The 26,031-nt window shown below is 73.3% G+C and carries 22 protein-coding genes and 2 pseudogenes; 6 read left to right on the top strand and 18 right to left on the bottom strand.

All coding sequences use genetic code 11. The annotated features are described in order from the left end of the window. Positions 1-8: 8 nt before the first annotated feature. From ACFWXO_RS08115 to ACFWXO_RS08095, 5 genes are all read right to left on the bottom strand, one after another. Entirely contained in the window at positions 9-1,709 is a 1,701-nt protein-coding gene (locus tag ACFWXO_RS08115; protein WP_375893765.1) for an ABC transporter family substrate-binding protein, read from the bottom strand. A 67-nt stretch (positions 1,710-1,776) separates the two neighbouring features. Continuing rightward, on the bottom strand, positions 1,777-3,948 hold the full coding sequence (locus tag ACFWXO_RS08110; protein ID WP_380522803.1) for a dipeptide ABC transporter ATP-binding protein: 2,172 nt from the start codon (positions 3,946-3,948) through the stop codon (positions 1,777-1,779). Next, on the bottom strand, positions 3,945-4,913 hold the full coding sequence (locus ACFWXO_RS08105) for an ABC transporter permease (RefSeq protein WP_380522802.1): 969 nt from the start codon (positions 4,911-4,913) through the stop codon (positions 3,945-3,947). The genes ACFWXO_RS08110 and ACFWXO_RS08105 overlap by 4 nt, the downstream gene beginning before the upstream one ends. Before the next feature lies 1 nt (position 4,914). After that, positions 4,915-5,898: an ABC transporter permease gene (locus tag ACFWXO_RS08100; protein ID WP_375893758.1), complete on the bottom strand. Its 984-nt coding sequence runs from the start codon at positions 5,896-5,898 to the stop codon at positions 4,915-4,917. Between the two features lie 289 nt (positions 5,899-6,187). Continuing rightward, positions 6,188-7,081: a LysR family transcriptional regulator gene (locus ACFWXO_RS08095; RefSeq protein WP_380522801.1), complete on the bottom strand. Its 894-nt coding sequence runs from the start codon at positions 7,079-7,081 to the stop codon at positions 6,188-6,190. Positions 7,082-7,123: 42 nt separating this feature from the next. Between ACFWXO_RS08095 and ACFWXO_RS08090 the strand changes: the two are divergent. After that, positions 7,124-7,642, top strand: a pseudogene (locus tag ACFWXO_RS08090) (alcohol dehydrogenase catalytic domain-containing protein); the annotation flags it as partial. Between the two features lie 461 nt (positions 7,643-8,103). Here ACFWXO_RS08090 and ACFWXO_RS08085 read toward each other — a convergent pair. The 6 genes and pseudogenes from ACFWXO_RS08085 to ACFWXO_RS08060 all read right to left on the bottom strand — a co-directional run. Beyond that, positions 8,104-11,106: a hypothetical protein gene (locus tag ACFWXO_RS08085; RefSeq protein WP_380522800.1), complete on the bottom strand. Its 3,003-nt coding sequence runs from the start codon at positions 11,104-11,106 to the stop codon at positions 8,104-8,106. Next, positions 11,103-12,218, bottom strand: coding sequence for an AAA family ATPase (locus tag ACFWXO_RS08080; protein ID WP_380522799.1), 1,116 nt, complete (start codon positions 12,216-12,218; stop codon positions 11,103-11,105). The genes ACFWXO_RS08085 and ACFWXO_RS08080 overlap by 4 nt, the downstream gene beginning before the upstream one ends. 62 nt (positions 12,219-12,280) lie before the next feature. Beyond that, a complete protein-coding gene (locus tag ACFWXO_RS08075; protein ID WP_380522798.1) occupies positions 12,281-13,807 on the bottom strand; it encodes a VWA domain-containing protein in 1,527 nt (508 codons plus the stop codon). A gap of 8 nt (positions 13,808-13,815) precedes the next feature. Then, the gene (locus ACFWXO_RS08070; protein WP_380522861.1) at positions 13,816-15,234 is read right to left on the bottom strand and encodes a hypothetical protein; all 1,419 of its coding nucleotides are present in this window, start codon (positions 15,232-15,234) and stop codon (positions 13,816-13,818) included. Beyond that, on the bottom strand, positions 15,204-15,707 hold the full coding sequence (locus tag ACFWXO_RS08065) for a hypothetical protein (protein ID WP_380522859.1): 504 nt from the start codon (positions 15,705-15,707) through the stop codon (positions 15,204-15,206). Before ACFWXO_RS08065 ends, ACFWXO_RS08070 begins: the two co-directional genes overlap by 31 nt. Positions 15,708-15,954: 247 nt before the next feature. Next, a pseudogene (locus ACFWXO_RS08060) lies at positions 15,955-16,230 on the bottom strand (PIG-L deacetylase family protein); the annotation flags it as partial. A 263-nt stretch (positions 16,231-16,493) separates the two neighbouring features. On the opposite strand from ACFWXO_RS08060, the gene ACFWXO_RS08055 reads away from it, so the two are divergent. Further along, on the top strand, positions 16,494-16,667 hold the full coding sequence (locus ACFWXO_RS08055; protein WP_380522797.1) for a hypothetical protein: 174 nt from the start codon (positions 16,494-16,496) through the stop codon (positions 16,665-16,667). Between the two features lie 230 nt (positions 16,668-16,897). Here the strand turns inward: ACFWXO_RS08055 and ACFWXO_RS08050 are convergent, their stop codons facing one another. After that, positions 16,898-17,332: a hypothetical protein gene (locus ACFWXO_RS08050; protein WP_380522796.1), complete on the bottom strand. Its 435-nt coding sequence runs from the start codon at positions 17,330-17,332 to the stop codon at positions 16,898-16,900. A 185-nt stretch (positions 17,333-17,517) separates the two neighbouring features. On the opposite strand from ACFWXO_RS08050, the gene ACFWXO_RS08045 reads away from it, so the two are divergent. Both ACFWXO_RS08045 and ACFWXO_RS08040 read left to right on the top strand, forming a co-directional pair. Continuing rightward, on the top strand, positions 17,518-17,973 hold the full coding sequence (locus ACFWXO_RS08045) for a DUF6924 domain-containing protein (RefSeq protein ID WP_380522795.1): 456 nt from the start codon (positions 17,518-17,520) through the stop codon (positions 17,971-17,973). Between the two features lie 265 nt (positions 17,974-18,238). Beyond that, positions 18,239-19,426, top strand: coding sequence for a protein-L-isoaspartate O-methyltransferase (locus ACFWXO_RS08040; protein ID WP_380522794.1), 1,188 nt, complete (start codon positions 18,239-18,241; stop codon positions 19,424-19,426). Positions 19,427-19,458: 32 nt separating this feature from the next. Here ACFWXO_RS08040 and ACFWXO_RS08035 read toward each other — a convergent pair whose 3' ends face one another. Both ACFWXO_RS08035 and ACFWXO_RS08030 read right to left on the bottom strand, forming a co-directional pair. After that, the gene (locus tag ACFWXO_RS08035; protein WP_380522793.1) at positions 19,459-20,553 is read right to left on the bottom strand and encodes a hypothetical protein; all 1,095 of its coding nucleotides are present in this window, start codon (positions 20,551-20,553) and stop codon (positions 19,459-19,461) included. 302 nt (positions 20,554-20,855) lie between these two features. Then, a complete protein-coding gene (locus ACFWXO_RS08030; protein WP_380522792.1) occupies positions 20,856-21,401 on the bottom strand; it encodes a hypothetical protein in 546 nt (181 codons plus the stop codon). A gap of 257 nt (positions 21,402-21,658) precedes the next feature. Here ACFWXO_RS08030 and ACFWXO_RS08025 point away from each other — a divergent pair, with 257 nt between their 5' ends. Continuing rightward, on the top strand, positions 21,659-22,264 hold the full coding sequence (locus ACFWXO_RS08025) for a hypothetical protein (RefSeq protein WP_380522791.1): 606 nt from the start codon (positions 21,659-21,661) through the stop codon (positions 22,262-22,264). A 63-nt stretch (positions 22,265-22,327) separates the two neighbouring features. On the opposite strand, the gene ACFWXO_RS08020 is transcribed toward ACFWXO_RS08025, so the two are convergent. The 4 genes from ACFWXO_RS08020 to ACFWXO_RS08005 form a co-directional block, all read right to left on the bottom strand. Beyond that, positions 22,328-22,906: a hypothetical protein gene (locus tag ACFWXO_RS08020; RefSeq protein WP_380522790.1), complete on the bottom strand. Its 579-nt coding sequence runs from the start codon at positions 22,904-22,906 to the stop codon at positions 22,328-22,330. A gap of 85 nt (positions 22,907-22,991) precedes the next feature. Next, on the bottom strand, positions 22,992-23,876 hold the full coding sequence (locus ACFWXO_RS08015) for a hypothetical protein (protein ID WP_380522789.1): 885 nt from the start codon (positions 23,874-23,876) through the stop codon (positions 22,992-22,994). A 482-nt stretch (positions 23,877-24,358) separates the two neighbouring features. Continuing rightward, positions 24,359-24,940 (bottom strand): hypothetical protein, encoded by a 582-nt coding sequence (locus tag ACFWXO_RS08010; protein WP_380522788.1) that lies wholly within the window; start codon positions 24,938-24,940, stop codon positions 24,359-24,361. A gap of 138 nt (positions 24,941-25,078) precedes the next feature. Next, positions 25,079-25,645 (bottom strand): DivIVA domain-containing protein, encoded by a 567-nt coding sequence (locus ACFWXO_RS08005; RefSeq protein ID WP_380522787.1) that lies wholly within the window; start codon positions 25,643-25,645, stop codon positions 25,079-25,081. A gap of 213 nt (positions 25,646-25,858) precedes the next feature. Here ACFWXO_RS08005 and ACFWXO_RS08000 point away from each other — a divergent pair. After that, positions 25,859-26,031, top strand: a 173-nt coding sequence (locus ACFWXO_RS08000) for a redoxin family protein (protein WP_380522858.1), incomplete at its 3' end; no start/stop codon positions are given.

Genomic DNA, 26,031 nt, shown 5'->3' with positions numbered 1-26,031 from the left:
GGGGGTTGCTACTTCTGCCAGCCGATGGTCTCGGGCAGCGGGCTGTAGAAGATGGTGGCGCCGACGTTGGCGAGGCCCTTCTTGATGCCGTAGGTGGAGGGGCCGCTGTAGAGCGGCAGGAAGGCGTACTGCTGGAGGGCCTTCTGCTCGACCTTGTTGACGGCCTCGATCTGCTGCCCGAGGTCGGCGATCTGGCCGGTGGCGCGGATCTCCTGGTCCAGCTCGGGGGTGCCGGCGCCGGTGATGTTGGAGTCGCGGTCCGAGCAGTAGAAGTCGCACAGGTTACGGGCGCCGAAGGGGTCGGTCGAGCGGTTGCCGGAGATGAACAGGTCGAAGCGGCGCTCGCTGAGCACCTTGGAGAAGTCGTTCGAGGAGACCTTGTTGATGTCCAGCTTCACGCCGACGCCCTTGAGCATCGCGGTGAGCGCGGAGGCGGTGGCCTTCTCGATCGGGTCGTCGCCGAGCAGGGTGTAGCCGAGTGCGAGCTGCTTGCCGTCCTTGGTGCGGATGCCGTCCGGACCGGGCGTCCAGCCGGCCGCGTCCAGGGTCTTCCGGGCCTCGTCCGGGGCGTACTTCAACACGGCGGCGACGTTGTCCTGGTAGCCCTGCTGGAAGCTGTAGAGCACGGCGGATCCGGGCAGCGGCTCGGTGTAGTCCAGGCCCTGGAACTGGATCTTCGCTATCTGCGGGCGGTCGATGCTCTCCTGCACCGCCTTGCGGACCTGGAGGTCACCGAGGAGCGGGGACTTGGTGTTGAGGTACAGCGAGTACTCGAAGGGGCTGCCGCCGCTGCGGATCTCGGCGTCCTTGACGGCCTTCACCTGCTTGAGGTTCTCCGCGTCCACGGCGGAGGTGTAGTCGAGTTCGCCGTTCTTGAAGGCGTTGATCGAGGCGCCGCTCTCCAGGTTGACGTAGACCCGCTTGTCCAGCTTGCCCTTCCTGCCCCACCAGTTGGGGTTGCGCACGAAGGTGATGTTGCCGGAGTGGGCGTCCCAGGTGCCGACGGTGTACGGTCCGGTGCCCCACTCGGGGTGGGCCGTCTTGACGTACGCCTTGTTGAAGTTGTCGACGGTGGCGGCCTCGGGGTGCAGGAAGGTGGTGAACAGCGCCGACCAGGAGGGGTTGACGCCCTTGAAGGCGATGACCGCCTGCTTGTCGTCCGCGCCCCGGGTGACGGAGGTGATGCGGTCGTAGCCGTCGGTGGAGTTGGCCGCGTAGTCCTTGTTCGAGCCGTTGTTGGCCTTCCAGGTGGCCTCGATGGCCCGCCAGTCGATGGGGGTCCCGTCGTTGAACACGGCCTTGGGGTTGAGGGTGATGACGACCTTCTGGTCGCCGCCCTCGACGGAGACCTTCACGTCGCTGTAGTAGTCCGGGTTGTACTGGACCTCGCCGGTGGGCGAGTAGGTGATGGCGTCGGCGTTGTACCAGGACCAGATCCGCACGGAGTTCAGGGTCCCGTTGACGTTGAAGGGGTTGCCCTGCTCGTCGAAGGTGCCCGCGGTGGTGTAGGTGCCGCCGTCCTTGACGTTGTCGTACGGCTGCGGGTTGTAGTCGGTGACCGAGGACGCGACCTTGGCGGCGTTCTTGGCGTTCTGCCCGGCGCCTCCGGCGGAGGAGGAACCACCGGAGGAGGACGAGGAGGAGCACGCGGTGGCCGCGACCGTGACGGCCGCGACGAGCGCGAGGGGCAGAGCGAGCTTCCGACGCATGGGATGTCCTTGTGGGAATCGGTGGGATCGGTGAACAGGGGAAGGGGCGGGTGCTGCCGGTGCGGGGTCAGACCGCGTGGCAGGCGTACTGGTGGTCGGAGCCGTCCGGGGCGGCGGCGGTCGCCGGCCGCTCGGTGCGGCAGCGGGTCCGTACGGCCTCGTCCGCCTCCCGGTACAGCGGGCAGCGGTCGACGAACACGCAGCCCTCCGGGAGGCGGGTGGCACTGGGCTGCTCGCCCGCGAGGACGATGCGCTCGCGGTGGCGCTCGCGTGCCGGGTCGGGCACCGGGATCGCCGACAGCAGGGCCTTGGTGTACGGGTGCCGGGGCCGGGCGAAGATCTCCTCGGTGGCGCCGGACTCGACGATGTGCCCGAGGTACATCACCGCGATGCGGTCGGAGACGTAGCGCACCACGGCCAGGTCGTGGGCCACCAGCAGGTAGGCCAGGCCCAGTTCGCGCTTGAGCCGGGTGAGCAGGTTGATGATCTCGGCCTGCACGGAGACGTCCAGCGCGGACAGCGGCTCGTCCAGGGCCAGCAGCTTCGGCTCCCGGGCCAGGGCACGGGCGATGCCGACGCGCCGGCGCTGGCCGCCGGACAGGGCGGCGGGGAAGCGGTCGCCCATGGCGCGGTCCAGGCCCACCACGTCCAGCAGCCGGGTGGCCCGGGAGCGGATGGCCGCCCGGTCGGCGCCGGCGGCCTGGAGCGGTTCGGCCAGCAGGTCGAAGACGGTCAGGCGGGGGTCGAGGGCGTCCGTCGGGTCCTGGAGGACGATCTGGACGTCGCGCCGCAGCTCGCGCACCTGGACCGCAGCGTGGAGGGTGGCGACGTCGGTGCCGGCCACCTCGATGCGGCCGCCCTCGGGGGCGCGCAGCCGCAGCACCTCGCGCAGGGTGGTGGTCTTGCCGCTGCCGGACTCCCCCACCAGGGCCAGGGTCTCGCCCGCGCGCACCTCGAAGCTGACCTGGTTGACGGCGTGCAGGGTGCCCACCCGGCGCTTGAGGAGGGCGCCCTTGGTGACGGGGAACGTCTTGACCAGGTCCTCCACCCGCAGGACCACCTCGCCGACGGTCCGCTCCCCGGCGCCGCCGGCCGGCGGTACGAGGGCGGCCTCCCCGGCCGGGTCGAGGGTTCCGTCGGCGATCTCCTGCGCGCGGTGGCAGGCGACACGGCTGTGCTGCTGCCCGCTCACGGTGGTCGGGCCAGGGGTGGTCAGGCCGGGGGCGGTCAGGACCGGTTCGGTGGTCCGGCACACGTCCTGGGCGACCGCGCAGCGGGGCGCGAAGGGGCAGCCGCCGGGCAGGCCGACCAGGGACGGCGGCTCCCCGCCGACCGGGATCAGGGGCCGTTCGACGCCGCTGTCCACGGTGGGGACGCTGGCCAGCAGGCGGGCGGTGTACGGCATCGTGGGGCGGCGGAAGAGCTCGTCGACGCTCGCGTGCTCGACGATCCGCCCCGCGTACATGACGGCGACCTCGTCGGCGTGGCCCGCCACCACGCCCAGGTCGTGGGTGATCAGGACGAGGCCGGCGCCGGTCTCGCGCTGGGCCAGGCGCAGCACGTCCAGGATCTGGGCCTGGACGGTGACGTCGAGCGCCGTGGTGGGTTCGTCGGCGACGAGGACCGAGGGCTTGTTGGCGATGGCCAGGGCGATGACGACGCGTTGGCGCATGCCGCCGGAGAACTCGTGGGGGAAGGACTTGGCGCGTTCGCGCGGGTCGGGGATGCCGACCAGGTCGAGCAGTTCCACCGCCTGCTCCCACGCGTCCTGCTTCGTGAGGTCCCGGTGCACGCGCAGGGCCTGGGAGAGCAGCCGGCCGACGCTGTAGATGGGCGTGAGCGCGGACATCGGGTCCTGGAAGACCATGCCGATGTCCTTGCCGCGCACCCGGGAGAGGGCCTTGTCGTCCATCGCCGCGAGGTCGCGGCCACCCAGCAGGATCCGGCCGCCGAGGCGCGCGGTGGGCGGAAGCAGGCCCATGACGGCGAGGGCGGTGGCGGACTTGCCCGAGCCGGACTCGCCGACGATGCCCAGGGTGCGCCCGGGCAGCAGGTCGAAGTCGATGCCGCGCACGGCCTCCACCGGGCCGGCCTCGGAGGGGAAGGAGACGCGCAGGTCGCGTACGGAGAGGACGGGGGCGGGCACGGGTGCGGGCGCGGGGGCGGGTGTCGGATCGGCCGTCGGGGCGGCCGCGGGAGCCGCTGCGGGCCCGGTACGGCGGGCGGGTGCGAAGGTCATCGTCGGGCTCCTGCCGCGCCGGTGGTGGACGTGGGGTCGAGGGCGTCGCGCAGGCCGTCGCCGACGAAGGTCATCGAGACGGTGAGCAGGACGGTCAGCCCGGCGGGGAAGGCGAAGAGCCAGGGAGCGCTGGTGATGGTGCCCGCGCCGTCGGCGAGCATCGTGCCCAGCGACACGTCCGGGGTCTGCACGCCGAAGCCGAGGAACGACAGGGCGGTCTCGCTGAGCACGGTGGAGACCACGCCCAGGGTGAGGTTGACGATGAGCAGGGAGCCCAGGTTCGGGATGATGTGGCGCAGCACGATGCGCAGGGGGCGCACGCCCATGTACTCGGCGGCGCGCACGTAGTCGCGCTCGCGCAGGGACGTCGACACCGACCAGACCACGCGCGCGGTGGACATCCAGCCGAACACCGTCAGGACCAGGATGAGGACCCGCCAGTCGCCCGCCAGCCGGTGCGAGACCAGGGCGAGGACGAGGAAGGAGGGCACGATGAGCAGGAAGTGGATGACGGCGAGGGTGGCCTTCTCCACCCGGCCGCCGAGGTAGGCCGCGCCCGCGCCCACGACCGCGGCGATGGCGACGGTCAGCGCGGACACGCTCACCGCGATCACCAGCGAGCGCTGGAGGCCGTGCACGACGGCGGCGTAGACGTCGTTGCCGCCCTGGTTGGTGCCGAACCAGTGCTCGGCGCTGGGGGCCTGGGTCAGTGCCGAGAAGTCGGCGTCGGCGTAGCCGTACGGGGTGAGGAGGTCGCCGAGCGCGCTGAACAGCACCAGCAGCAGGAAGATCACCACGCCGGCGACGGCGGTCCGGTTGCGCAGGAAGCGCCGCAGGTAGAGGCGGCGCCGGCCCAGGTAGCGCCCGTCGGGCACGTCGGGCACGTCGGGCCTGCCGGTGGCGGGTGCGGCTGCCGTGGCGAGCGCGCCCTCGGAGGTCGCGTCGGGGCTCACGGGGACGGCCATCTCAGTTCACCCGCACTCTCGGGTCGAGGAGGACGGTGGCGATGTCCGCGAGGATCGCGCCGACCGCCGTCAGGGCGGCGGCGAAGGCGGCGGTCGCCACCGTGCCGTGCACGTCGTTCTTGCTGATGGTCTGGATGAAGTACTGGCCCATGCCGTTCCAGCCGAAGATCGTCTCCGTGAGGACCGCGCCGGTGAAGACCGCCGGGATGCTGAACGCCACGGACTGGGCGGTGGGGATCAGTGCGGTGCGCAGGGCGTGCCGGCGGATCGCCTGGGCGCGGGTGAGCCCGGTGGCCCGGGCGGTGCGCACGAAGTCGGAGCCGATGACGTCCAGCAGCAGGGAGCGCTGGGTGAGGTGGTAGCCCACGTACCCCGTCAGGGTGAGCGTCAGCGTCGGCAGGATCAGGTGCAGCAGCCGGTCACCGAGCGTCGCCCAGAACCCTTCCACGTCGGGCGAGTTCTCCCCCGCGACGTACAGGAAGTGCCAGCCGGCCTGCTCGTTCAGCCGGATGGCCAGCAGCACCAGTGCGAGGGCGGCTATGGACACCGGGACGTTGAACAGCGCCATGGACACGGCCTGGGCCGCCCGGTCCCGCCAGCCGTACTGGCGCGAGGCGGTGTGGACCGCGAGCGCGACACCGACGACGACCGACAGGACCGTCGCGCCGATCACCAACTCGGCGCTGACCAGGGAGCGGTAGCCGATCTCCCCGTTCACCTCGACCCCGACCGGGGAACGGCCCCAGTCGAAGTGCAGGACCACGCCGGTCAGCCAGTCCCACCAGCGGTGGAGCAGCGGTTCGTGCGGGTCGAGGTTGTACGGGGCCAGGGCCCGGGACAGCTGCTCCTCGGTGCGGACCGGGCGCAGTTCCTTGAAGTTCGAGCGCGGGTCGAGGAACCAACTGGCCAGGAAGTAGGTGGCGTTGGTGGCCACGGCGATCACCAGGAGCCAGCCCGCCGCTCTGCGGGTCACGTACCGGAGCACGGAGCGCACCTCCCCACCAGGTGCGGCGGAAGCGCCTGGGGGACGTCGGGTCTGGGGGAGGTGCGCATGGCGGCAGAACTTCCTGGAGCTGGGAGTCGGACGGAGTCGGACGGCACGGTCGTGCGGATCCGAGTCTGTGTACGACTGGTGTCGTAGCGCCAGTGACCAGGGGACATGGACATGAGAACGAAACACCCCCGCAGCAGAGGGGCATCGCGCCCCATCGTCCGTTCACATTCACGGGGGTCGGGGGGTCGGGGGGCTCGGGGGGCTGGGGTGCCCACCCGGATCAGGCGGTGGCGACGATGGCCCGGGTGACGGCCGTGACGGTCGGGGTCGGGCGGCCGGGGAGTCGGGCCACCAGGATCCGGCGGATCTCGGGCGGGGCGCCTTCGACGCGCAGCAGGCTCACCCCGGACGGCAGCAGCGGCGCGAGCCGGGCGGGCACCGTCGTCACCCCGAAGCCGCCGGCGACCAGGTGGAGCTTCGTCAGCCAGTCGCGCGCGGAGTGGACGATGCGCGGCCGGCCGGGCAGGCCGGGCCAGACGCCGAGCAGCGGCTCGGAGCCGGACGCGGGAGTGGCGATCCACCGGGCGTCGAGCAGTTCGTCGACGTGCACCGCGGTGCGGCCGGCGAACCCTCCGGTCGAAGGCGCCGCCAGGAGCAGCTCGGTGTCCGCGACGGTCTCGACGTGCAGGCGCGGCGACTCGCCGTCCACAGGGCGGTGGGGCGGGCGGGAGGACAGCACGGCGAGGTCGATCGAGCCCGCGCGCAGGGCCCGGACCAGGGCGGGCGTGGCGCCCTCGGTGGTCGTGACCGTGATCTGCGGGTCGGTTGCCGCGAGGCGGGCGAGCGCAAGGGGCAGGAGGCCCGCGCCCGCGCTCAGGAACAGTCCGAGTCGCAGCAGTTCGGCCTGCGGGGCGGTGCCGGTGAGGTCGCGCTCGGCCGCGGCCAGGCTGTCCAGGATCGTCCGGGCGTGGCGCAGCAGGGTCAGGCCCGCGGGAGTGAGCCGCACTCCGTCGGGGCGGCGTTCGAACAGGGCGGTGCCCGCGCTCCGTTCGAGGGAGGCGGCCTGGCGTGAGACCGCCGACTGGGTGTAGCCGAGCCGGGTGGCGGCCGCGGTGAAGCTGCCGGACTCCGCGATCTGTCGCAGGACCCGCAGGCCGGTACTGGAGACGTCCATGCCGCATACGCATACCACACGTGCTCGATCGTCGCTTCCCGCATGCCCGCCGGGCTCCTAGGGTCGATCACGACGAGCACGGACGGAGACGTCCGAAGACAAAGGCGTCCGCAGACGAAGGCGTCCGCAGACGAAGACGACCATGGAGGCTCACACGTGCGAGCAGCAGTCCTGACGCGGTTCGGTGCCCCGCTCACGGTGCGGGAGGTGCCCGACCCCGAGGCCGGCGGCGGCGAGGTGGTGGTCCGGGTGCTCGCCGCCTGCGTGGCCCCGTACGCGGCCGAGGTGTTCGGCGGCGAGCGGAAGTACCCCCTCGTGCCTCCCGTCGTGCCCGGCATCGGCGGCGTGGCACGCGTCGTCCAGGTGGGCCCGGACGCCACCCGGCTGCGGGTCGGCGACCTGGTGTGGTGCGACTGCACGGTGCGCTCCCGGGACGACGCCCTGACGCCCGACATCACCCTCCAGGGCTGGAGCTCGCGCGGCGAGGGCGGCGCGCGGCTCGCCCGGTACCTGCACGACGGGTCCTTCGCCGAGCTCATGCGGGTCCCGACGGAGAACGTGTACCCGCTGCCCCCGGCGGCCGGGGACGACCCGGCCCGCTGGGCCGCGCTCGGCGTGCACGTCATCCCGTACGGCGGGCTGCTGGCCGGCGGGCTCGCGGCCGGTGAGACGCTGCTCGTCAGCGGGGCGACCGGCAACCTCGGCAGCAGCGCGGTCGCGCTCGCGCTGGCGATGGGGGCGGGCCTGGTGGTCGCCCCCGGCCGCAACCGGGCCGCGCTCGACCTCCTCGCCGACCGGTTCGGCCCCCGGGTGCGCCCCGTCCCGCTCACCGGGGACGAGGCCGACGACCGCGCGGCGATGGCCGCGGCGGGCGACGGCCCGATCGACATGGTGCTCGACCTGCTGCCGCCGAGCGCACCCAGCTCGGTGGCGCGCACGGCGGCCATGACCGTGCGCGAGTACGGGCGCGTGGTCCTCATGGGCGGTGTCGGCATGCTCGGCGGCGACGACCTCGCCCTCCCCTACCCGTGGCTCATGCGCAACTCGGTCACCGTGCGCGGCCAGTGGATGTACCCGCGCACGGCGAACGTCGGCATCATCCGGCTGCTCGCCTCGGGCGCCCTGGACCTCGCCCCCGAACGGGTCCGGTCGTTCAGCCTCGACGCGGTCAACGACGCCGTCGCGTACGCCGCCTCGCACGGCGGCCCGTTCGAGCGCACCGTCCTCGTCCCGTCGGCGCGCTGACGGGTGTCGTGGGCCGGTGGCGACGGCACGGGGGGCGGTCCGTAACCGGCGGGGTGCGCTGCGAGCAGGGCGGAGCCCCGTCCGGCGGTGCCACCGCCGGGCCGGACCGGCTGGGGCGCCGGTGCGAGCCACGGCGGCACCCAGGTGTCCAGTTCGGCGAGCCGACCGGGGAAGATGCGTCCGGCTTCCTTGGTGAGCTTCGGGGCGAGCTCGGCGCCGCCGCTGCGCAGGGTGGTGATCAGGGTCGGCAGCCAGGGCAGCAGGACCGGGTCGGGCAGGCGGGCGAAGGCGTGCGAGACCGCCTCGACGACGAGGTCGACCAGGCTGGGCACCGGCTCCAGCGCGTGGAGCAGCCCGCTGAGGTAGCGCGGGTAGGCGGGCAGCAGGAGCGGGTTGCCGAGCAGTTCGTCGCAGCGCTCGCGCAGGTCCTGGCGGGTGAGGTGGCCGAGGTGGACCCGCGCGGCCCACAGCAGGGCGCGCTTGGCCTGGTCCTGCGGGTCGGACCGGGCGACGGCGAGTTCGAGTTGGGCGCGGTCCCCGCCCAGGGACAGGGCCAGGCCCTCCATGCTGAACAGGAAGCTCAGCATGGCCGCGACCTGGCGCACCGTCGCCGTCTCGTCGGTGAACGCGGTGGGGAGCAGGGCGCAGTAGTGGGCGTACCCGGCCTCGGCGAACCGCTCGATCCACCGGGGCAGGACCGGCTCACCGGTGCGGTAGAACGCCAGCAGCTTCCGGACCCGGCGCAGCACCTCGGGGGCGCCGTCGACGCTGCGCTCGGTGGTCAGCACCTGGAGGGCGCGGGCGCCGAGTTCGTCGGCGAGCCGCCGGCTGCCGAGGTACAGGGTGGCGTCCTCCACGGTCCGCAGGACGACGGCGGCATTGGCCTGCGGGGCGTTGGCCTCCCGGCGCAGGCGCTGTTCGAGGACCTGTTCGAGCGTGACGCCTTCGTAGCCGAGCTCGATCAGGGCGCGCTGGTGGGTGCCGAGCGAGAGGTCCCAGGACTCCTGCTTGGGTTCGTCGCCGAGGGTGCGCTCGCCCATGATCGGGCGGGCGGCGTCGGGGATCAGGTGGCGCAGCATCCAGAGCACGTCGGAGCAGGGGCGCAGGTCGGGCTGGGACTTGATGTCCAGCAGCGCGCGCTTGACGCCGCGGGCCTGGAGGTTGAGGCCGAGCGGGGCGAGGCGGTCGTGGACGTCGCGGGCCAGCGGGGGCAGCGACTCGTAGCCGACCTGGCCGATCCGGTCGCCGCCCATCATGATCTCGACCAGGCGCCGGACGTCGCGCCGGCCGGGCACGGTCTCCTTCTCGATGCAGGTGACGGCCGCGTCCTGGAAGTCGTACGGGGTCGGGCGGGCGCGGTCGCGCATGCCCGCGAGGAGGATGGACGTCTCGTACACGGCGATGGCGTCGGCGGTGGAGGCGAGGTAGCCGTTGCGGCGGGCCGCTCGCACGATCTCCACGGACCAGCCGAGCAGTTCCTCCTGGTCCAACTGGTCGAGGGCGGGCGGTCGTTGCAGGAATCCGGCCAGCTTGTCGGTGCTGTCGCCGTCCGCGGCGGGGGCGGCGGCGACCGCCTTGCGGGCGCGGGTGGCCTTCGCCCCGGCACCGGCCTGGCCCTTGAGCCGGTAGGGCTGGACCCGGGTGCGCTTGAGGTTCTTCTCCCACTGGGCGGCGGCGATCGACACCGACCCGCCTTCGAGGCCGAACTGCCTCTCGATGGCGGTGTGACTGGAGGGGATCAGGCCGTACTGCCACTCGGTGGCGGTGCGCGGGGGCACGGCGAAGGTGTCGGTGCCGTGGAGGCCGAACTCCTCGACCCGGCTGGCGGCGTGGAAGGCGCCGCAGACGTAGACGCTCTGCGCCGGGTCGGCGCCGGTGGCGGCCAGGTGCTCGCGGATGCGGGTCCACATGTACCGCTCGCGGTCCTCGTCCACCCGCACACGGCCCGGATCTCCGGGCGCCAGGCGGCGGAAGAGGCTGCCGATCAGGAACATGACCTGCCGGTAGGTGTCGTGGTCGGCGTCGCCGAGCGGCCCCTCGACGTACTGGTGCCACCACTCCGACCAGTGCCGCACCTTGCCGTGGCGCAGCAGGTGCCGTTCGAGGTCGGCGAAGCGGGGCCGCAGGTCGCCCAGTTCGACGCCGACCGCGTCGCCGTGCAGTGCGGCCTCCTGGGAGGCAGCCGCGCCCACGTCGGCCTGGGCGGCGGCGGCCGCCGCGGCCTCGGCGGCGTCCGAGCCGTCCACGCTGTCCGGGGCGTCCGGGCGGGGCTGCCACTGGAAGACGTGGTCCGAGGACCGGTCGACGAGGACCAGGTCCACGCCGGGCGTCTCCAACGCGTACGCGATGGCCTGGTACTCGGCGGAGGCCTCGGTGATCGGCGCGACCACGGACAGCGGCGCCCAGTCGGCGGGGAACCCGTCGATCCGGGTGGCGAAGGCCTGGACGGCCACCGGCAGGCGGCAGTTGCGCAGCTCGGTGAGCAACGGGGCCATGTCCTCGCACAGTTCGAGGAAGACCGTCCTCGGCTGCCGGGCACGCAGGTGGCGGGCCATGGCGGTGGCGGAGGCCGGCGAGTGGTGGCAGACCGGGAAGATCTCCAGCGGCTCGCGCAGGGCACGCTCGACGTCGCTCACGAGGCCGCGGAGGATGCCGTCCAGGGCGCCCGGGCCGTCGGCGAACTCGGCGGCAGCCGCGTCGAGTTGGCTCCGCAGCGCGCTGAACGTGTCGGGGCCGGGGTGCCCGCCGGGGGCGGGCACCCGGGTGCTGGCGCGGCTCATGCGAGCGCCTTGAGGGTGTCCAGGCCGGCGGCGAGGAACTGCGGCCACTCGCCGCCCTCCTGCTCACTGCGCTGGTGGACGGTGTTGGCCAGGTACTTGGTGAGGATGCTGGTGTCCTCGGGCGCGCGACGGCTGAGCGAGGCGACCAGGGAGGAGCCGAGGGCGTGGGCGGTGAGCGCGCGCTCGCCGAAGAAGTTGCTGTGCAGGATGGCGTCCTCCAGTACGCCGATCTGCTCGGCGGTGGACAGGGCCGACTCCAGCCGCTCGTCGTCGCTGCCCGCCGCCGTCGCGACGGCGCGCAGGTCCTCGAAGGAGCGCAGCAGTACGTCCAGCAGGGTGGGCGGCACGTCCAGTTCGATCTGGTGGCGGCGCAGCAGCTCCTCGGTGCGGAAGCGGACGATCTCCGCCTCGCTCCGCTTGTCCGTCACCACCGGGATCTGGACGAAGTTGAAGCGCCGCTTGAGCGCCGACGACAGGTCATTGACGCCGCGGTCGCGGCTGTTGGCGGTGGCGATCACCGCGAAGCCGGGCTTGGCGAACACCGTGCCGTCCTCGCCCTTCAACTCGGGCACCGACACGTACTTCTCGGAGAGGATGGAGATCAGCGCGTCCTGGACGTCGCTGGTGGAGCGGGTGAGCTCCTCGAAGCGTCCGATCGTGCCGGTCTCCATCGCGGTCATGATCGGCGAGGGGATCATGGACGCGCGCGACTGGCCCTTGGCGATCACCATGGACACGTTCCACGAGTACTTGATGTGGTCCTCGGTGGTGCCGGCGGTACCCTGCACGACCTGGGTGGAGTTGCGGCACACGGCGGCGGCCAGCAGCTCGGCGAGCCAGCTCTTGCCGGTGCCGGGGTCGCCGAGCAGCAGCAGGCCGCGGTCGGAGGCGAGCGTGACGATCGCCCGCTCGACCACGCTGCGCTCGCCGAACCACTTCTGGGCCACCTCGCGCTCCATGCCGTCGGAGGGCTCGGAGCCGAGGACGAAGGTGCGGATCATCTTCGGGGACAGCCGCCACGTGGACGGCTTCGGGCCGGAGTCGACCGACTCCAGGTAGTCCAGCTCATCGGCGTACTTGGTCTCGGCGGGGGCGCGGAGCATGTCGGACATCGGGCAGGAGCCTTTCTGCGGCGTGGGAATGGGGGATGAACGGGTGCGGCGCGGTGCGGCGCTCAGGTCAGGAACGTCTTGAGCTCGTGGACCAGCTTGTTGATGTGGCCGGAGAGCACCGGGGTGCCCTGGTCCTTGAACCGCTGGCGGAACCACGGGTTGACGCTGCCCCGGCCCGCACTCGTGACCGAGCCGACCGGGATGAACTTCACGCCGGAGCGGTGCACGGCGGCCATCTGCGCGAACAGCTCCTCGCCGCGCCACTCGTAGAAGTCGGAGATCCACACGACGACGGTGTTGACCGGCTCGGCGATCTTCGGCTGGGCGAGGGCCATGGCGACCGTACCGTCGGTGCCGCCGCCGAGCTGGGTGCGCAGCAGCGTCTCGAACGGGTCGTGGACCCACGGGGTGAGGTCGACGGCCCGGGTGTCGTACGCCACCAGGTGGACGTCGACCTTGGGCAGGCCGGCGAAGATCGAGGCGAGGATGGTGCAGTTGACCATGGAGTCGACCATCGAGCCGGACTGGTCCACGACCACGATCAGGCGCTGCGGCGTCGTCTTGCGGGTGGTGTGCCGGTAGTAGAGCCGGTCGACGTAGAGCCGCTCGTCGTCGGGGCTCCAGTTGACGAGGTTCTTCTCGACCGTGCGCTTGAGGTCGAGGTTGCGCCACACCCGCTTCGGCGGCACCGAGCGGTCCAGCTCCCCCGCCGTGGCCTTCTCGACCTGGGTGCGCAGCACCTCGGCGACCTCGTCGACGAACCGGCGGATCAGGGCCTTGGCGTTGGCGAGCGCGGTGCCGTCGAGGTTGCCCTTGTCGTGCAGCAGCTGCTCGATCAGCGACATGCTCGGGGTGAGGCGGGCGGCGAGCCTGCTGTCCGCGAGGACTTCGCGCAGGCGCATCCGCTTGACCAGATCGGCCTCGATGGCGGCGAGCTCGGGGCCGATCACGGGGATCAGCGTGGACAGGTCCGGGGTGCCGGGGGTCCCGGGGGTGCCGATGCCGGTGCCGGCGTGACGGCCGAGGCCTGTCTGACGGCCGAGGCCTGCGTGGCGGCCGGCGCGCAGTTCCCCGGGCTTGCAGCCGAGGGCGCGCTCCAGCCATCCCGCGTCGGACTGCCAGCGGGAGAGCTGGCCCGCGGTCACCGTGCCGGAGCCGGTGGCGAGGGCGTTGAGGAGGATCTTGGAGTACAGGGCCGCGCGCCGGACCTCGGCGGCCCGGTCGCGGGCCCCGACCGGGCCTGCGGCGGCGGCATCGGTTTCGGTGTCAGTGTCGGCGGCGGCGTCGTCAGCGTCGGTTTCGAGGTCGGCGTCGGCGCCCGGCACCAGGAGGCCGTCGAACTCCGCTGCCAGGCCGGGGTGGCGCTGGACGAGCGAGTCCACGGACGTACGAGGGTCCAGCAGGCCCGCGGGCAGGCCCAGGTCCTCGACGACGGCCAGACTCGCCGTCTCCAGCGCGGGCTGCTCCGCCGGGTCGAACAGACGCGCCAGCAGCTGCCAGTACAGCACCTGTCGGCGGTTCCCCTCGGGGTCCGCGAGAGCACCGCCGTTCCCATCGGTGGTGGTGAAGGAGGTGGAGGAGGAAGTCATGGGTCCGTTCACTTCCGCAGCAGCTTGCCGGCGCGCTCGCGCAGCACGGTCACCGTCTCGCTCGCTGCCGCCTCGGCCTTGCCGCCGCTCTTGTCGGTGGTGCCACCCGCCCACGCACCGGCGTGCAGGCCCACCGTCCGGCGCTTGACGGTGGATTCGACGGCCAGCGGCTGGAGGACGAAGGCCCCGGCGTCCCAGCGCAGCAGGCCGATGCACGCGGTGGACGCGGCCACCGCCTGCGGCGTGAGCGGGCCCGCCACCGGGATGCGGTCGGTGTCGACGGCGAGCGGGTGGCCGGCCAGGTCGAAGGTCAGCGCCCCGTCCTGCTCCAGGGCGGTGTAGCCCTCCAGGAAGACCGGCTCGGCCAGGCGTACCGGGTGGCGCTCCAGCGGCGCGACCGGCGCGCCCACGGCGGTGGGCAGCACGACCCTGGCGGTGGCGAACGGGTCGGCCTCGGCCGCGGTGCGGGCGAGTTCGTCGCTCCACAGCAGGTCGCCCTCGGCGGTGAGCGGCATGTCCGTCACCGTCACGGCGCGGCCCTCGCCCGCCGCCGCCAGGAGCGACATCCGGGGGCGCAGCAGCTGCCAGACCCCGGCGCCCAGGACGCTGTCCGGCTTCGGGACCGACACCGACGCCCGGACCAGGCGGGGCGCGGAGCCGTCGGCCGGCTCGAACACGGCGTGGACCTGGGCCTGCGCGGCCGTCGCGTGCTCGTGCAGGTCGACGCCGAGCGGCAGCAGCCGTCCGGTGACCGTCTGCGGGTCAGGGACGGTGCCCGCACCGGGAGTCGCCAGCAGCAGGGCCCGCGACCACAGGTCGGCCCAGCGGCGGACCGGGACGCGTTCCAGACTCGCTCCCGGGCAGGACGCGGCGAGTTCGCCCGCGAACCCGTCCAGCAGGACGGCGAGGCGACGCAGCTGCGGGTCCGGGAGCATCGCGGAGACGAGCTGCGCCGAGGCCGACACGAGGTCGTGGTCCATGCCGAGCCAGCCGGTACGGGCCAGGTCCGCGAGCCAGGCGCGGACCGCGGTGAGCACGTTCGACGCGCCGCCCGGGCCCTCGGCGGGCACCGTCCACAGGGCGGTGGTACGACCGGTCGCCCCGCCCACGACACCGTGGAGCGCGTCGTGGGCCGCACCGAGCAGAGCGGTACGGGCGGCCGCCAGGGCCAGCAGGTGGCCCTCGTCCGCGGTGCCGGCGGCCGCCTTCTCGGCGGCCTCGGCGACGAGGGCGGCCAGCGGCGAGTCCGCGACGGCCCCCGCGAGCTCGGCCAGCGCCTGGGCCTGGGCCGGCCGGGGCCGCACCAGGCCGTCGGACATCGCCCGGTCGAAGGCGTCGACGACGGCGAGCGCCTCGTCGAGGCCGCCGACCGGCGCGTGGAGGAGGTCGGTGCGCATCACGCCACCGCCCGGGTGGTCGGGAACCAGTGCAGGTCCGGCAGCGGAGTGGTCACCGGCTCGAACTCCAGGTACTCCAGGTGGTTCAGGAACCGGGTGAACACCGCCGCCGCAGGCGACTCGGCGGCCTTCACCGGGCGGGTGGCGCTCATGGCACCGGTGATGACCCGGGCGGTGGCCTCCTCCGTACCGGTGTCCACCCGCAGGTAACGGGCGACACGGTCACCGCCGAACTGCACCACCGCCTCGCCGACCAGCGCCTCCAGGTGCTTGCAGTAGCCACCCCGGGCGCCGCCGCACGGACGGTTGTTGTTGGTGCTGCACGAGAACGCGAAGGAACCGGCCTCGACGGCCGACACGTAGACCCGGCCGATGTCCGAACCGCTGGACACCACACCCTGCAGCCGACCGTCCGCCAACTGCACGAACGGCACCTTCGCGAGCTTGCGGGGCCGGGCGGGCGGAACCACCCGGACCGTACTCGAACCTTCCCAGGCAGGCAGAAGCACACCATCTCCAATGGGGTTGGGGGGACAGCGCGCCACGACAGGGCGGCAGCGCTTGTGGTGATGAACGTAGTGGTCACCACCGACAACCGGCCCCGCCGGGCCGGCCCGGCTCATCACTCGGCGCTGCGGAAGGACGTCGACGCCCGCACTGGCGGGGACGGACCGTCAGCTCCCGGCGGAATTCGAGCTCTCCCCGCCCGCATCCACGCGCCCGCGGCACGACGCCCGTCGCCCCTTGACCGACCACCGCGTCCAACGGCGCGTCGCACAACCGCGGCCGTCCGGGGGCGGAGTCGGGAACCCGGTGGTCGGCCCAGCCGAGCAGCCGGGGCTCCCCCGCTCTGAGGATCCGGACCGCCTCGGCCAACTCCCTTGCGCGCTGGGTCCCTTGCTCCCAGGTCGCGGTGACGACGGTGGTCCGGGCTCCGGCATCGGCGTGCTGGGCGAGTACGCCCCCGGCCGCGAGCGACTCGTCGTCGGGGTGCGCCATCACGACGAGCAGGCTGGGCAGGGACACGGATTCCTCCTCTTGGGGTTGCGGCGTGGACGGGTTGACCGCACCGGGGACGTGGCACAACTGCGGTGGCAGGGCGATGTCGACGCGATCCGGGCCGCGCCTCTGGTGAACCACCGAGTCCGAGCCCGAGGAGGAGGACGAGGACGGGTAGGGTCGGTGCCCGCATCCGCACGCCCCTGGTCATTGTCAGTGGCACCGGGCAACCTGTGCGTATGCGTGCCCCGAGAGTTCAGTGCCCGGCCTGCGAACGGCCGGTAGCCCTCATGCCGACCCGCCGTGCCGGTTACGGCGTCATCCATGACCACAAGCGGGACCGCCGCTCCCTCATCCTCTGCGAAGGCAGCATGAAGCAGGTGCCGCTGGCCGACGCCGTCGTCCGGCAGGACGCCCTCCCGGGACTCGGCGGGGCGGACGGGGCCGAGCCCACCCTCTTCTGAGCCCAGGAGCCCACGGACAGTGCCGTCGAACGGACCGGCAGGACCCCGGGGTCCTGCCTCCGCGCCGCTAGGGCCTGTCCGGCGGATCTTGGCAGATCAGCGCGCGGCGTTGGGCGCCCGGCTGGGCGTGCGCCGAGTCGGCCTCGTACTGGACGTACTTGGGCGATTCGGGCGTGCGTCCAGGCGGGATGCCCGGCGTCGCGCGCCTGGCAAGATCCGCCGGACAGGCCCTAGTACTTCCCGCCGGCGGCCGGGCCGGTGGCACGGGGGTGCACGGCGTACAGGGCTCGCACCTGGTCGGTCCAGAACTTCTCCTTCTCCGCCTTCGAAGCGCCGAGCGACAGGAGCCCGAGTTCCTGCGCCAGGCGGTAGAACCCGGGGCCGGCGTCGTTCAGCCCTTCGTACTGGACCAGCGCGGAGAGCATCGGCTCCTTCCCGGTACGGCCGGCTGCCGTGACGAGGCCCAGCAGGTGGCCGACGGCCGCCCGGTGCCCGGCCTGCGAGAAGTCGAATCCGGGCTGCCCCGTCCGCTCCACCAGAGCCGCGTTCAACTTGGTGTAGGTCGTCATGCCGCCGCCTCTGGCGACCTCGGCCAGGTAGTCGCAACCGGCCTCGGTCAACTCGTCCCATTCGAGCTCGGTTCGGCCGTACCTCTGCACGTGCATCACCGTCAATCATCCTGTAGTCGAGGGGTGTTGACCTTACCGGAGCTCGGGCCCGGTTGAAGCACACTCCCTCCGCGGGCCGTCTGCCCTTGCTGTCGGTGCTCCGCGGGAGACTGGACCGTACGGAGCTGTCCCGACCGCGGATCGGCGGTCGGCTCCGAGGGAGGGAGCCCCCCCTGAGGACGTTGCCCGGTGTCGCCGACCACGGCGGATTCGACGCCCTGGTCATCCGCACCGACTACCACGACGAGGCCGGCTGGCGGGCGGTGGTGACGGAACTGGGCTTGCCCTGGGGAGACCGGTGCTACGAGTCGCTCGTCCACTTCGTCGACGACCCCGCCTGGGCGGACGCGACTGCCGACGAGGTGGCAGCGGAGGTCCGCTCCGGCGAGAACCCGAGCGTCGTCTTCCTCGCCGACCGCACGACGATGTGGTCCGAGCCCCGCACGCTCCTCGCGGTCACCGCCGTCCGGCGTGAGGACGGGGATTACGCCCTGACGACCAGGTACGGCCGTTCCTTCCGCACCCTCCCGACCGGCGTCCACGAGATCCACGCGAACCTGAGCATCGCCAACATGGGCTTCGAGGAGTTCGCCAGGGCCGCGCAGGACGACCCGGACGGCATCTTCCGGTCCTTCTGACCGGAACCGGACGCCGGGCCCGTGGCGGGCGCGGCGCCGCGGCGCGCGCCCCGTGGGCGCTCCCGCGCGCCCACTACCGTGCGGCACCGGGGTGGGCGAGGATGAGCGGCCGACCGTGTCCCCTACGCGACCGAAGGGAACCCGCATGGGCAAGCACGAGAAGCCGGCGCCGGACCCCGGAACGGGCACCCCGCCGCCCGGGAACAACGACGGGCAGGTCCCGCCCCCGCCGCCGGGCACCGGCACGCGCCGCAAGTAGCGCACGGTGACGGACGACGAGGACCTGGCGGGTCGCCGGGCGCACCTGGACGCGGTGATGGAGCGCGACGGGGCGTGGCCGACCGCGTCCCCGTGGGTGCGCGAGGCCATGGCGGCGGTGCCGCGCGACCGGTTCGCGCCGGACCGGCTGTGGCGCTGGGACGGCCGGGCCTATGTGCCGCTCGACCGTACGACGGACCGGCGCGGGTGGGCGGACGAGCTGTTCGCCGGCGTCCACGACGCGGCCGTCACCCAGGTCGGCAGCAGCCTGTCGGCGCCGTCGTTGCCGTCCTCGTCGCTGTCCGCGCCGTCCGTCGTGGCGGACATGCTGGACAGCCTCCGCCTGGAACCCGGCCACCGGGTGTGGGACATCGGCACCGGGCAGGGGTGGACGGCGGCGCTGGCCGCGTGGCGGGCCGGTCCCGGGCTGGTGGTCTCCAGCGAGGTGGACGAGCACCTGGCCGCCGCCGCCCGCCGCCGTCTGGCGGCCGCCGGGCTGTCCGTCGAGGTGGTGACCGGCAACGCGACCGGCGGCGGGGCGCCCGGCGGGATGCCCGTCGACCGGATCCACGCCACCTACGCGGTGGAGGCCGTCCCGTGGGCCTGGGTGGAGGCGGTACGGCCGGGCGGCCGGATCGTCTACCCCTGGGGCCTGTTGGGGCACGTCGCCCTCGTCGTCGCCGACGACGGCAGGAGCGCGACCGGCTGGGTCCAGGGCCTCGCCCAGTTCATGGCCGACCGCACCGCCCCCACCCCGGCACCCGCCGGCCACGCCGCCTACACCGCGGTGCGCGGCGGCACGGCCGAACCGGACGCGGAGCGCCTGCTCCCGGCGTACGACCTGGGCGCGTTGGAGAACGACTGGGACCTGCGCTTCGCCCTGCGCGTGGCCGTACCGGACGCGGCACTGCTCACCGGCCGGGACGAGGACGGCGTCAACGCCTGGGTCCACGACGGCGACCGGTCGTGGGCCGCGTTCACCGCGCGCGGCGACGGCTCCGTGATGCTGTACCAGGGCGGGCCGCGCCGCATCGGCGACGAGGTGACGGCCGCCCGGTCCGCGTGGGAGGAGCTCGGCCGCCCGGACCGGTACGACTACGGCATCACCGTCACCCCCGACTCCCAGTGGGCGTGGCAGGGCGGCCCGGACGGACCGCGTTGGCCGATCGGACGGTCGGTGTCGGCAGGACACTGACCGGCGCCCGACCGGCGCCCGACCGGTGCAGGTCAGACCGTCGCCCGGGCGATCGCGTCCACGGCGATCGTGCGCATCCGGTGGAAGGCCGTCTGCGGGTCCTCGTAGGCGCTCCAGGGGCCGGCCACCTCACGGCCCATCACCTCGAACATCTCGAAGGCGTGCGCCACCCGGGCATTCATGACCAGTGACCAGGCGGCCCAGCCCCGGGCGGCCTGGAGCTGCGGGTGCGCCGGATCGGCCTGCTCCAGATCGGCCAGCAGGGCGTCCACGGCCGCGGTGAACTCCGGCGTCCGGTAGGCGGCCGCCCCGGCGCTGTCGCGGGTGTACTGCTCGAAGAGCGCCCGCACCCGCAGGCTGGTCAGCAGGCTGCCGGCCGGTGCGTCGGCGAGCGCGGCGTCGACGAAGGCGTGCATCAGCTCGTTGCTGCCGTGCCACTTGGCGCACCAGTACTGCAGCGCGCCCTCGTGCGCCCGCAGGTGGTGCGGGTCACGGGCCGTCACCTCGGCCCACAGCTGACGGAAGTCCTCGTTCGACCGGCCCAGTCCCATGGCGATCGCGATCTGCGCCACCCAGGGATTGGGGTCCTCGGCCGGAGCCAGCTCGACGGCCTCCCGCGCGGCCTGCTCCGCCTCCCCCAGTACGCGGTGGAACCCGCGGGCCTGCTCCCTGGTCACCTCGGAGGCGTACCTGCCGGTGCGGATCTCCCAGGCGAGCTGCACCAGTGCGTCGGTCTGCAGCAGGGCGGCCGCCGCGTCGCGCGGCTCCTCCTCGCGCCACCGCCGCAGCCAGTCGTCCTCCTTGGAGGCCGCCGTGCTGAGCGGCTCCATCCGCATCCAGCGCCGGTTGGCGCGGCTGTCAGCACCGCTGTCGGCTCCGGCTTCGGCTTCGGCCAGGTACTTCGCCGCCGCCCGCCAGTCACCGCCCCCGGCCCCATCGAGCACGGCCGCCAACTCCGCGGACGGCTCGTCCCCCTTGACCACGAGCTGCTCGCGCGGGGCCAGCCTGCGCCACAGCTCGGTCTCCAGGAGGCTCCGCCGTTCCCGGGCGCGCTGCGAGACGATCACTTTGCCCACGACGGCGACGAGCACCACGAGCACGACGAGCACCACAAGCGAGAAGACCATGAACTGCTTTCCTAGCGGGACGGGGAGAGGCGCCGCTCACCCGCACCGAGCGGCCCGTGAGCGGGCACCGGGCACCGGGCACCGGGCACCGGGCACCGGGCACCGAAGAAGGCACAAGACACGAAGGCGTGAAGGCACGAAGGCGGCGCGGACACACCTCGCCCCGATCCCCCCGCCCCCGCACCTGTGTGCGCGGCGAGCAGGATCGTACCGGCACGGTGCACCGCTCCGCCTCAGCTTTACCCGGTCGGGGGTCTTGGAGGTCCCGCCGCCCGATCCGCAGTCACCGAACCCGCCCGAGGTCAGCAACAACCCCGGGGTTCAGGAGAGGGGTGGGCGCAGCATGCGACGCGGGTGGGAGATCGCTTCCCGGACGGCCTGTGGCCGTTTCCCGGACTCTGAAAGCCCTGCGATTCCACCGGAGTTCCCAGGGCGGCGGCCCGCATGGCAAGGATCCGACGGCGGGTCTGCTCGACGCCCTTCCGGTCGTACCGCGCCGTTCCCCGCAGCAGCAGGACGTCACCACCGCGGACGGTCAGCGCGATCATCACGACTGCGGCCACCCCGGCGTTCGTCCCGCCCTCGACCGTGACGTCCTCGATGTCCTGCCAGGAGATGCGGTTCGGACGTCCCATCGAGCGCTCGACGATGCCCTGGGGCCCGATGACCAGTCCCAGCCGGGCACCCTGGTGACACCAGACCACCGAGAACACCAGCACGAACGAGTAGAACACCTTGGAACCGATCGGGGTGATGATCACACCGGCGACCGCGATTGAAAGGAACACCAGCCCGCCCGCCACGAGGAACAACCGCTGGTACTTCGGGTAGATCCGTATCGGCTTCATCAAACCTCACTGTGGTCTTCGAGCTCTCCGCCGCGTTGGCATTCTTGTGCCGGCCGCCTTCGCTGTCGACCTTCTGCTCCGAACGCGCGCTGTAGGCAGCCGGCCGACCGTTCCCGCGGGGAGTGTCCCCGAAGGTGACACGGATGGGCGGCGTTTCGCGGTTTCGGTGGTCCGTGAGCCCCTGCTGCGGGATCGTCGGTGCCGCGCCCGGGGGCGGGCGTTCCGCGTAGGCGGACCACTGGAGAGGCAGGCTCGTCATGGTCAAGCAAGAGACATGGACGACGGACGAGTTCGGGGCCTCGCACACCGGGTCGGTCGGCGTGCTCCTCGCCGACGGGACCGTGCCGAAACCCGCGTACATCATGATGACGGAGCACGGGGCCGGACTGACCACCGCGCAGTGGACCGTGTACGACGGGCACTCACGCCTCGCCCCGCGCGCGCACGCCTTGCGCGCCGTGTGCTCCTGCGGCTGGTCCGGCCCCGAGCACCCGCTCGACTGGGGGCAGATCGGGGAACAGCGGCTCGGCGAAGCGGCCGCGGAGCCGGCGGACACCTGCGAGCAGGAGTGGGACCAGCACACCGTCGAGGTCGAGAAGTCGGCCGTGGCCCTGCCCGAGGACCTCGCCGAGGTACTGCACGGCCTGGGCGAGGCCATCGAGAAGCTGGCGCAGAACTCCCCGTTGGCGGCGCTGCGGGCCGCCCGGTTGCTGGAGGTGACCGCGGAGCGGACCGCGTACTGGCCCGCCCACGACGCCCGACGCGACCTGGGCCTCGCGGCGACAGCCGCCGCACTCGGCCTGGACGAGGACCGCGCCCGCCACCTGCTGGCCCGCTTCGGGCGCTGGAGCCCGTACAGCTGAGGGCTGCCACCCGGGCGGGCGCGCAGCGCGGCGGGGGCGAGGGACGCCCGAGTGCCCCGGACGTCACGGCTCCGGGAACACCGGCATCGGCTCCGCGCCCGGGCAGCACCCGGCGTCCTCGTCGGCGACGGGCTCCCGGCACCCCCCGCACAGCCAGGCCGGGTCCGGGAGTTCGGCCGCGGAGACGGAGACCTCGTTGCCGCGCACCAGGAGCTGCCAGGTGTCCCAGGGCTCCTCCCCCTGTGCGTCGATCGTGCCGTCGGCCACGTGGTCGAACGTGAACTCCTCGAAACCGGGCGTGCCTTGGGCATGGGCGCGGGGCTTCAAGAAGTGGTCGATCAGATAGGTCATCCACTCGGGCGCGTCGTAGAACTTCTCCACCTGGCTCCACTCGATCGCCGAACCGTCCGCCGTCGGCACCCAGCGGCACCAGAGGCCGGGCTGACCCGCCGGGGGCTTGTCGAAGTCGCGGATGTCGGCGTCGCGGCCCTGCCCCGCGTAGCCGCTCCCGTCGACGTAGTAGGGGCCGCCGGCACGGTCCATTCGGCGGGTGCCGGCGAACTTCCGCAGGTACGCGATCTCGGCCGGGTTGAGCGGTGGGGTGACGGCGACCCGGCCGGTGAAGTCAGTGGTGTAGCCCATGCCGGGGATGCTAGCCACGCCCTCCGACACCTCCGTGCGGCCGGCCCGGTCAGTCCGGTCAGTCCGGTCAGTCCGGTCAGCCAGGTCAGTCCGGCAGGTCGATCAGGGCGATGCCCTTGTCCTGGGCGACGGCGAGGCGGCGGCCGTCCGGGCTGAGCGCGGCGACGGGGGTCGGGATGTGCTCGGCGCCGTAGCTGCCGTTCCGCCGTGTGAGCGTCACCTCGGGCCACTCGGCGACCAGGGTGCCGGTCGCGGCGTCGAGCAGGCGGGGGTGCCCGTGGAGCGAGACCACCTGGGCGGAGCCGCCCCGGCCGAGCAGGGTGCCGGCGCGGTGGTCCAAGGGGCTGTGGTGCAGCCAGCGCCGGGCCGACATCGACCACACTCCGAGGTGGTTCGCTCCAGCGGCCGGGGCCGCCGCGCAGCCGGAATCGTCGGCCCCGTCGTCGGCTCCGTCGTCGACCAGGTAGTCGAGCTCGCCCGTTGTGGCGATCGCCAACCGGTCGGCGTCCAGCCAGCAGCCGGAGACCACTTCGGCGTCGGTCTCGGGGGACGCCGGGAGAACCCCGTCGCCGTCCAGCACCGCCGGATCGGCGAGCGCCGCCGCGAGGTCGTACACCTCCGCGACACCGTAGGGGTGCCACACCCACCCCGTCACCAGCAGGTACCGGCCGTCCGGGCTCACCGCCGGCCGCGAGTGGAAGATGTCCACGGGCTCCCGGGCACCTCCGGTGAGGCGCCGTCCGGACTCCAACTCCTCGATCTGGAGCACGTTGTACTCCTCGGGGCAGTGGACGAGCACCTCGCGGCCGTCGGGCAGCGCGCCGAGCGCGACCGGGTAGTCGTAGGCGTCGGCGCAGTGGTCGGCCCGGGCGAGCTCGCGCAGCACGCCCCGTCCGTCGAGGCCGACGACCACACCCCTGGTACCCCGCTCCTCGTGGACGACGGCGTAGCGCCCCGAGGGCGAGACCACTGCCCGGTCGAACCCGGGGCCGAAAGCGGCGGCGACAGCTCGGCCGGGACGCTCCGTCCCGTCCGCGCTCCACCGCCGACCACCGCCGACCACCGCCGACCACCGCCGACCGGATCGATCAACTCGCCGCCCTCCCAAGCCAGGGAGCACACCTTCCCCCGGACCAGCCACCAGTCCACCATCGACACCCGCCGTCCCCCACTCCCCGGGCGCCCGCCACCCATCGGCAGGCAAGCCAAGGCGGGCAAGCTAACAGGCCTGCCCCGCGGCGCGCACACGAATGATGCGGCTGCGGGTGCGGACGGCGGGTGGCAGGAAGCGGGCATGGACGACCTGGTCACCGAATGCCTCGTCCTCCGCCCGCTGACCCCTCGCCAGGCCCGCCGCATCCTGGACGGTCCGCGCGGGCCTCACGGGGATTGGGGTCGCGGGGTGGCCTCCGCCGGGATGTGCCCTTCCGAGCGCGACGCGCGCCCGGCCCACTACAAGAGCACCTGGCCGTCCTCTCCCCGCGTCCCCGGGGCGCCGACGCCCAGCACCCAGGCCGGGTAGTGCTGCGCCGCCAGCGCGGGCGAGGCTGGACTGCCCGGGTGCAGCGCACCGGACGGGAAGAACGCCACCCGGCAGCGCCGGCACCACCAGCCGCGCCGCCACCGCTGCATCAGGTCCTGCCGGCGCGCGTGCTGGACCCGCAGTCGCTCCTCCTCCCGTCGCCGGCCCCGCCGCCGGGAGACGGTGCGCACCAGCAGGGCCGCGGCCGTCAGCACCGCCGGGCCGACCAGGCCGCCCAGCAGGTGGCCCGCCCGATAGGCGTCGTCGTGTCGATGCAGGTCCGGATCCGGGTGCAGCATGCCCAGCACCCCCACCAGCAGCCAGAGCGCCGCGAGCACCACCAGCACGACCACCGCCGCGCTCTCCCGTACGGGCTGCGGCCCCGGCGCGGGCGGCGGGGCCAGGTGGGCGGCCGCCGGCGGGTCCACGGCGGCCGCAGCCGCGTCCTCCAGGGCCTCGGGCACGGGCAGGGCGTGCTCCCCGGCGGCGCACCCCGGGCATACGGCGTTCATCGAACGGTCCACTCCTCGCGGCGACTTGTGCGCGAACGATCCGGCACGCAGTAGACCACGCGGAACTGACGATGCGTCACCGAATTCGCACAACCGCCGGTGGCTCGGCAGTCGGCCCGGCGGGCGGCCCGGCGGTCCTCAGGACGGCGCGACCGTGCCGCCCGGACCGTACGCCCCCAGGTAGCCGTCCACCTGCGCACGCCGGTAGCCCCGGGGCACCACCGCGAACACCGCGGCCGCCGAGGCCGCCGGGCGCCGATGCGCGGCCTGCGCCAGGTGGGCGTCCACCTGTGCCGGGTCGTAGCCGCGCCACGCCGTGGCGAACACCGGCACCGCGCCCGCCGCCACCAGGTCGACCTGCGCGGGGTGGTAGCCGCGCCGCACGAGCCGGAACCGAGGCCCGCCCGCACGCCGCCCCGCCCCCGACGCCGACGCCGACGCCAGGTAGGCATCCACCTCGGACCGCTCGTAGCCCCAGCTCACCAGGTCGAACCCGCGCCGGGCGACCGCGTCCACGGGCACCGCAGCGGCAGGTGCGGCGGCCAGCGCGCGGTCGACCTGCGCCCGGTCGTAGCCGCGCCGGGCGATGGTGAAACCCGGGGCGTCCGGGCGCCGGGAGGGCGCCAAGGCCAGGTAGGCGTCCACCTCCGCGCACTCGTAGCCGCGCCGCACCACGTCGAACCCGCTCCCGCCGCCCTCGGCCATCCGCCCCTCCCCCTGTCCCACCGGCCGTCTGCCGTCTGCCGCCCCGTCAGCATCGCACAGCCCCGCCCGGCGGCCTCAGGCCCAGAATCGGGCCGACTCCGCCAGCGCGACGCGGGAGGGTGTCCGCTCCTCGGTCACCCCGCGTCGGGCGCGGGGTGCGGGCAGTAGGATCGACGGCGTTGTCTGTCGTACACCGCTGGTAGGAGGCTTTTCATGGCTCAGGTCACGCTCAAGGGGAACCCGGTCGAGATCGGCGGCGTACTGCCCGCCGCCGGCAGCCAGGCCCCCGCCTTCACGCTGGTCGGCGAGGGCCTCGCGGACACCTCGCTCCAGGACTTCGCCGGCCGCCGCAAGGTCCTCAACATCTTCCCCAGCATCGACACCCC

Origin of the sequence: Kitasatospora sp. NPDC059088 (genome assembly GCF_042738155.1) — a bacterium.
GTDB lineage: Bacteria > Actinomycetota > Actinomycetes > Streptomycetales > Streptomycetaceae > Kitasatospora.
Note: the sequence above shows the minus strand (reverse complement) of the source record. Positions and strands in the feature narration are given on the sequence as shown.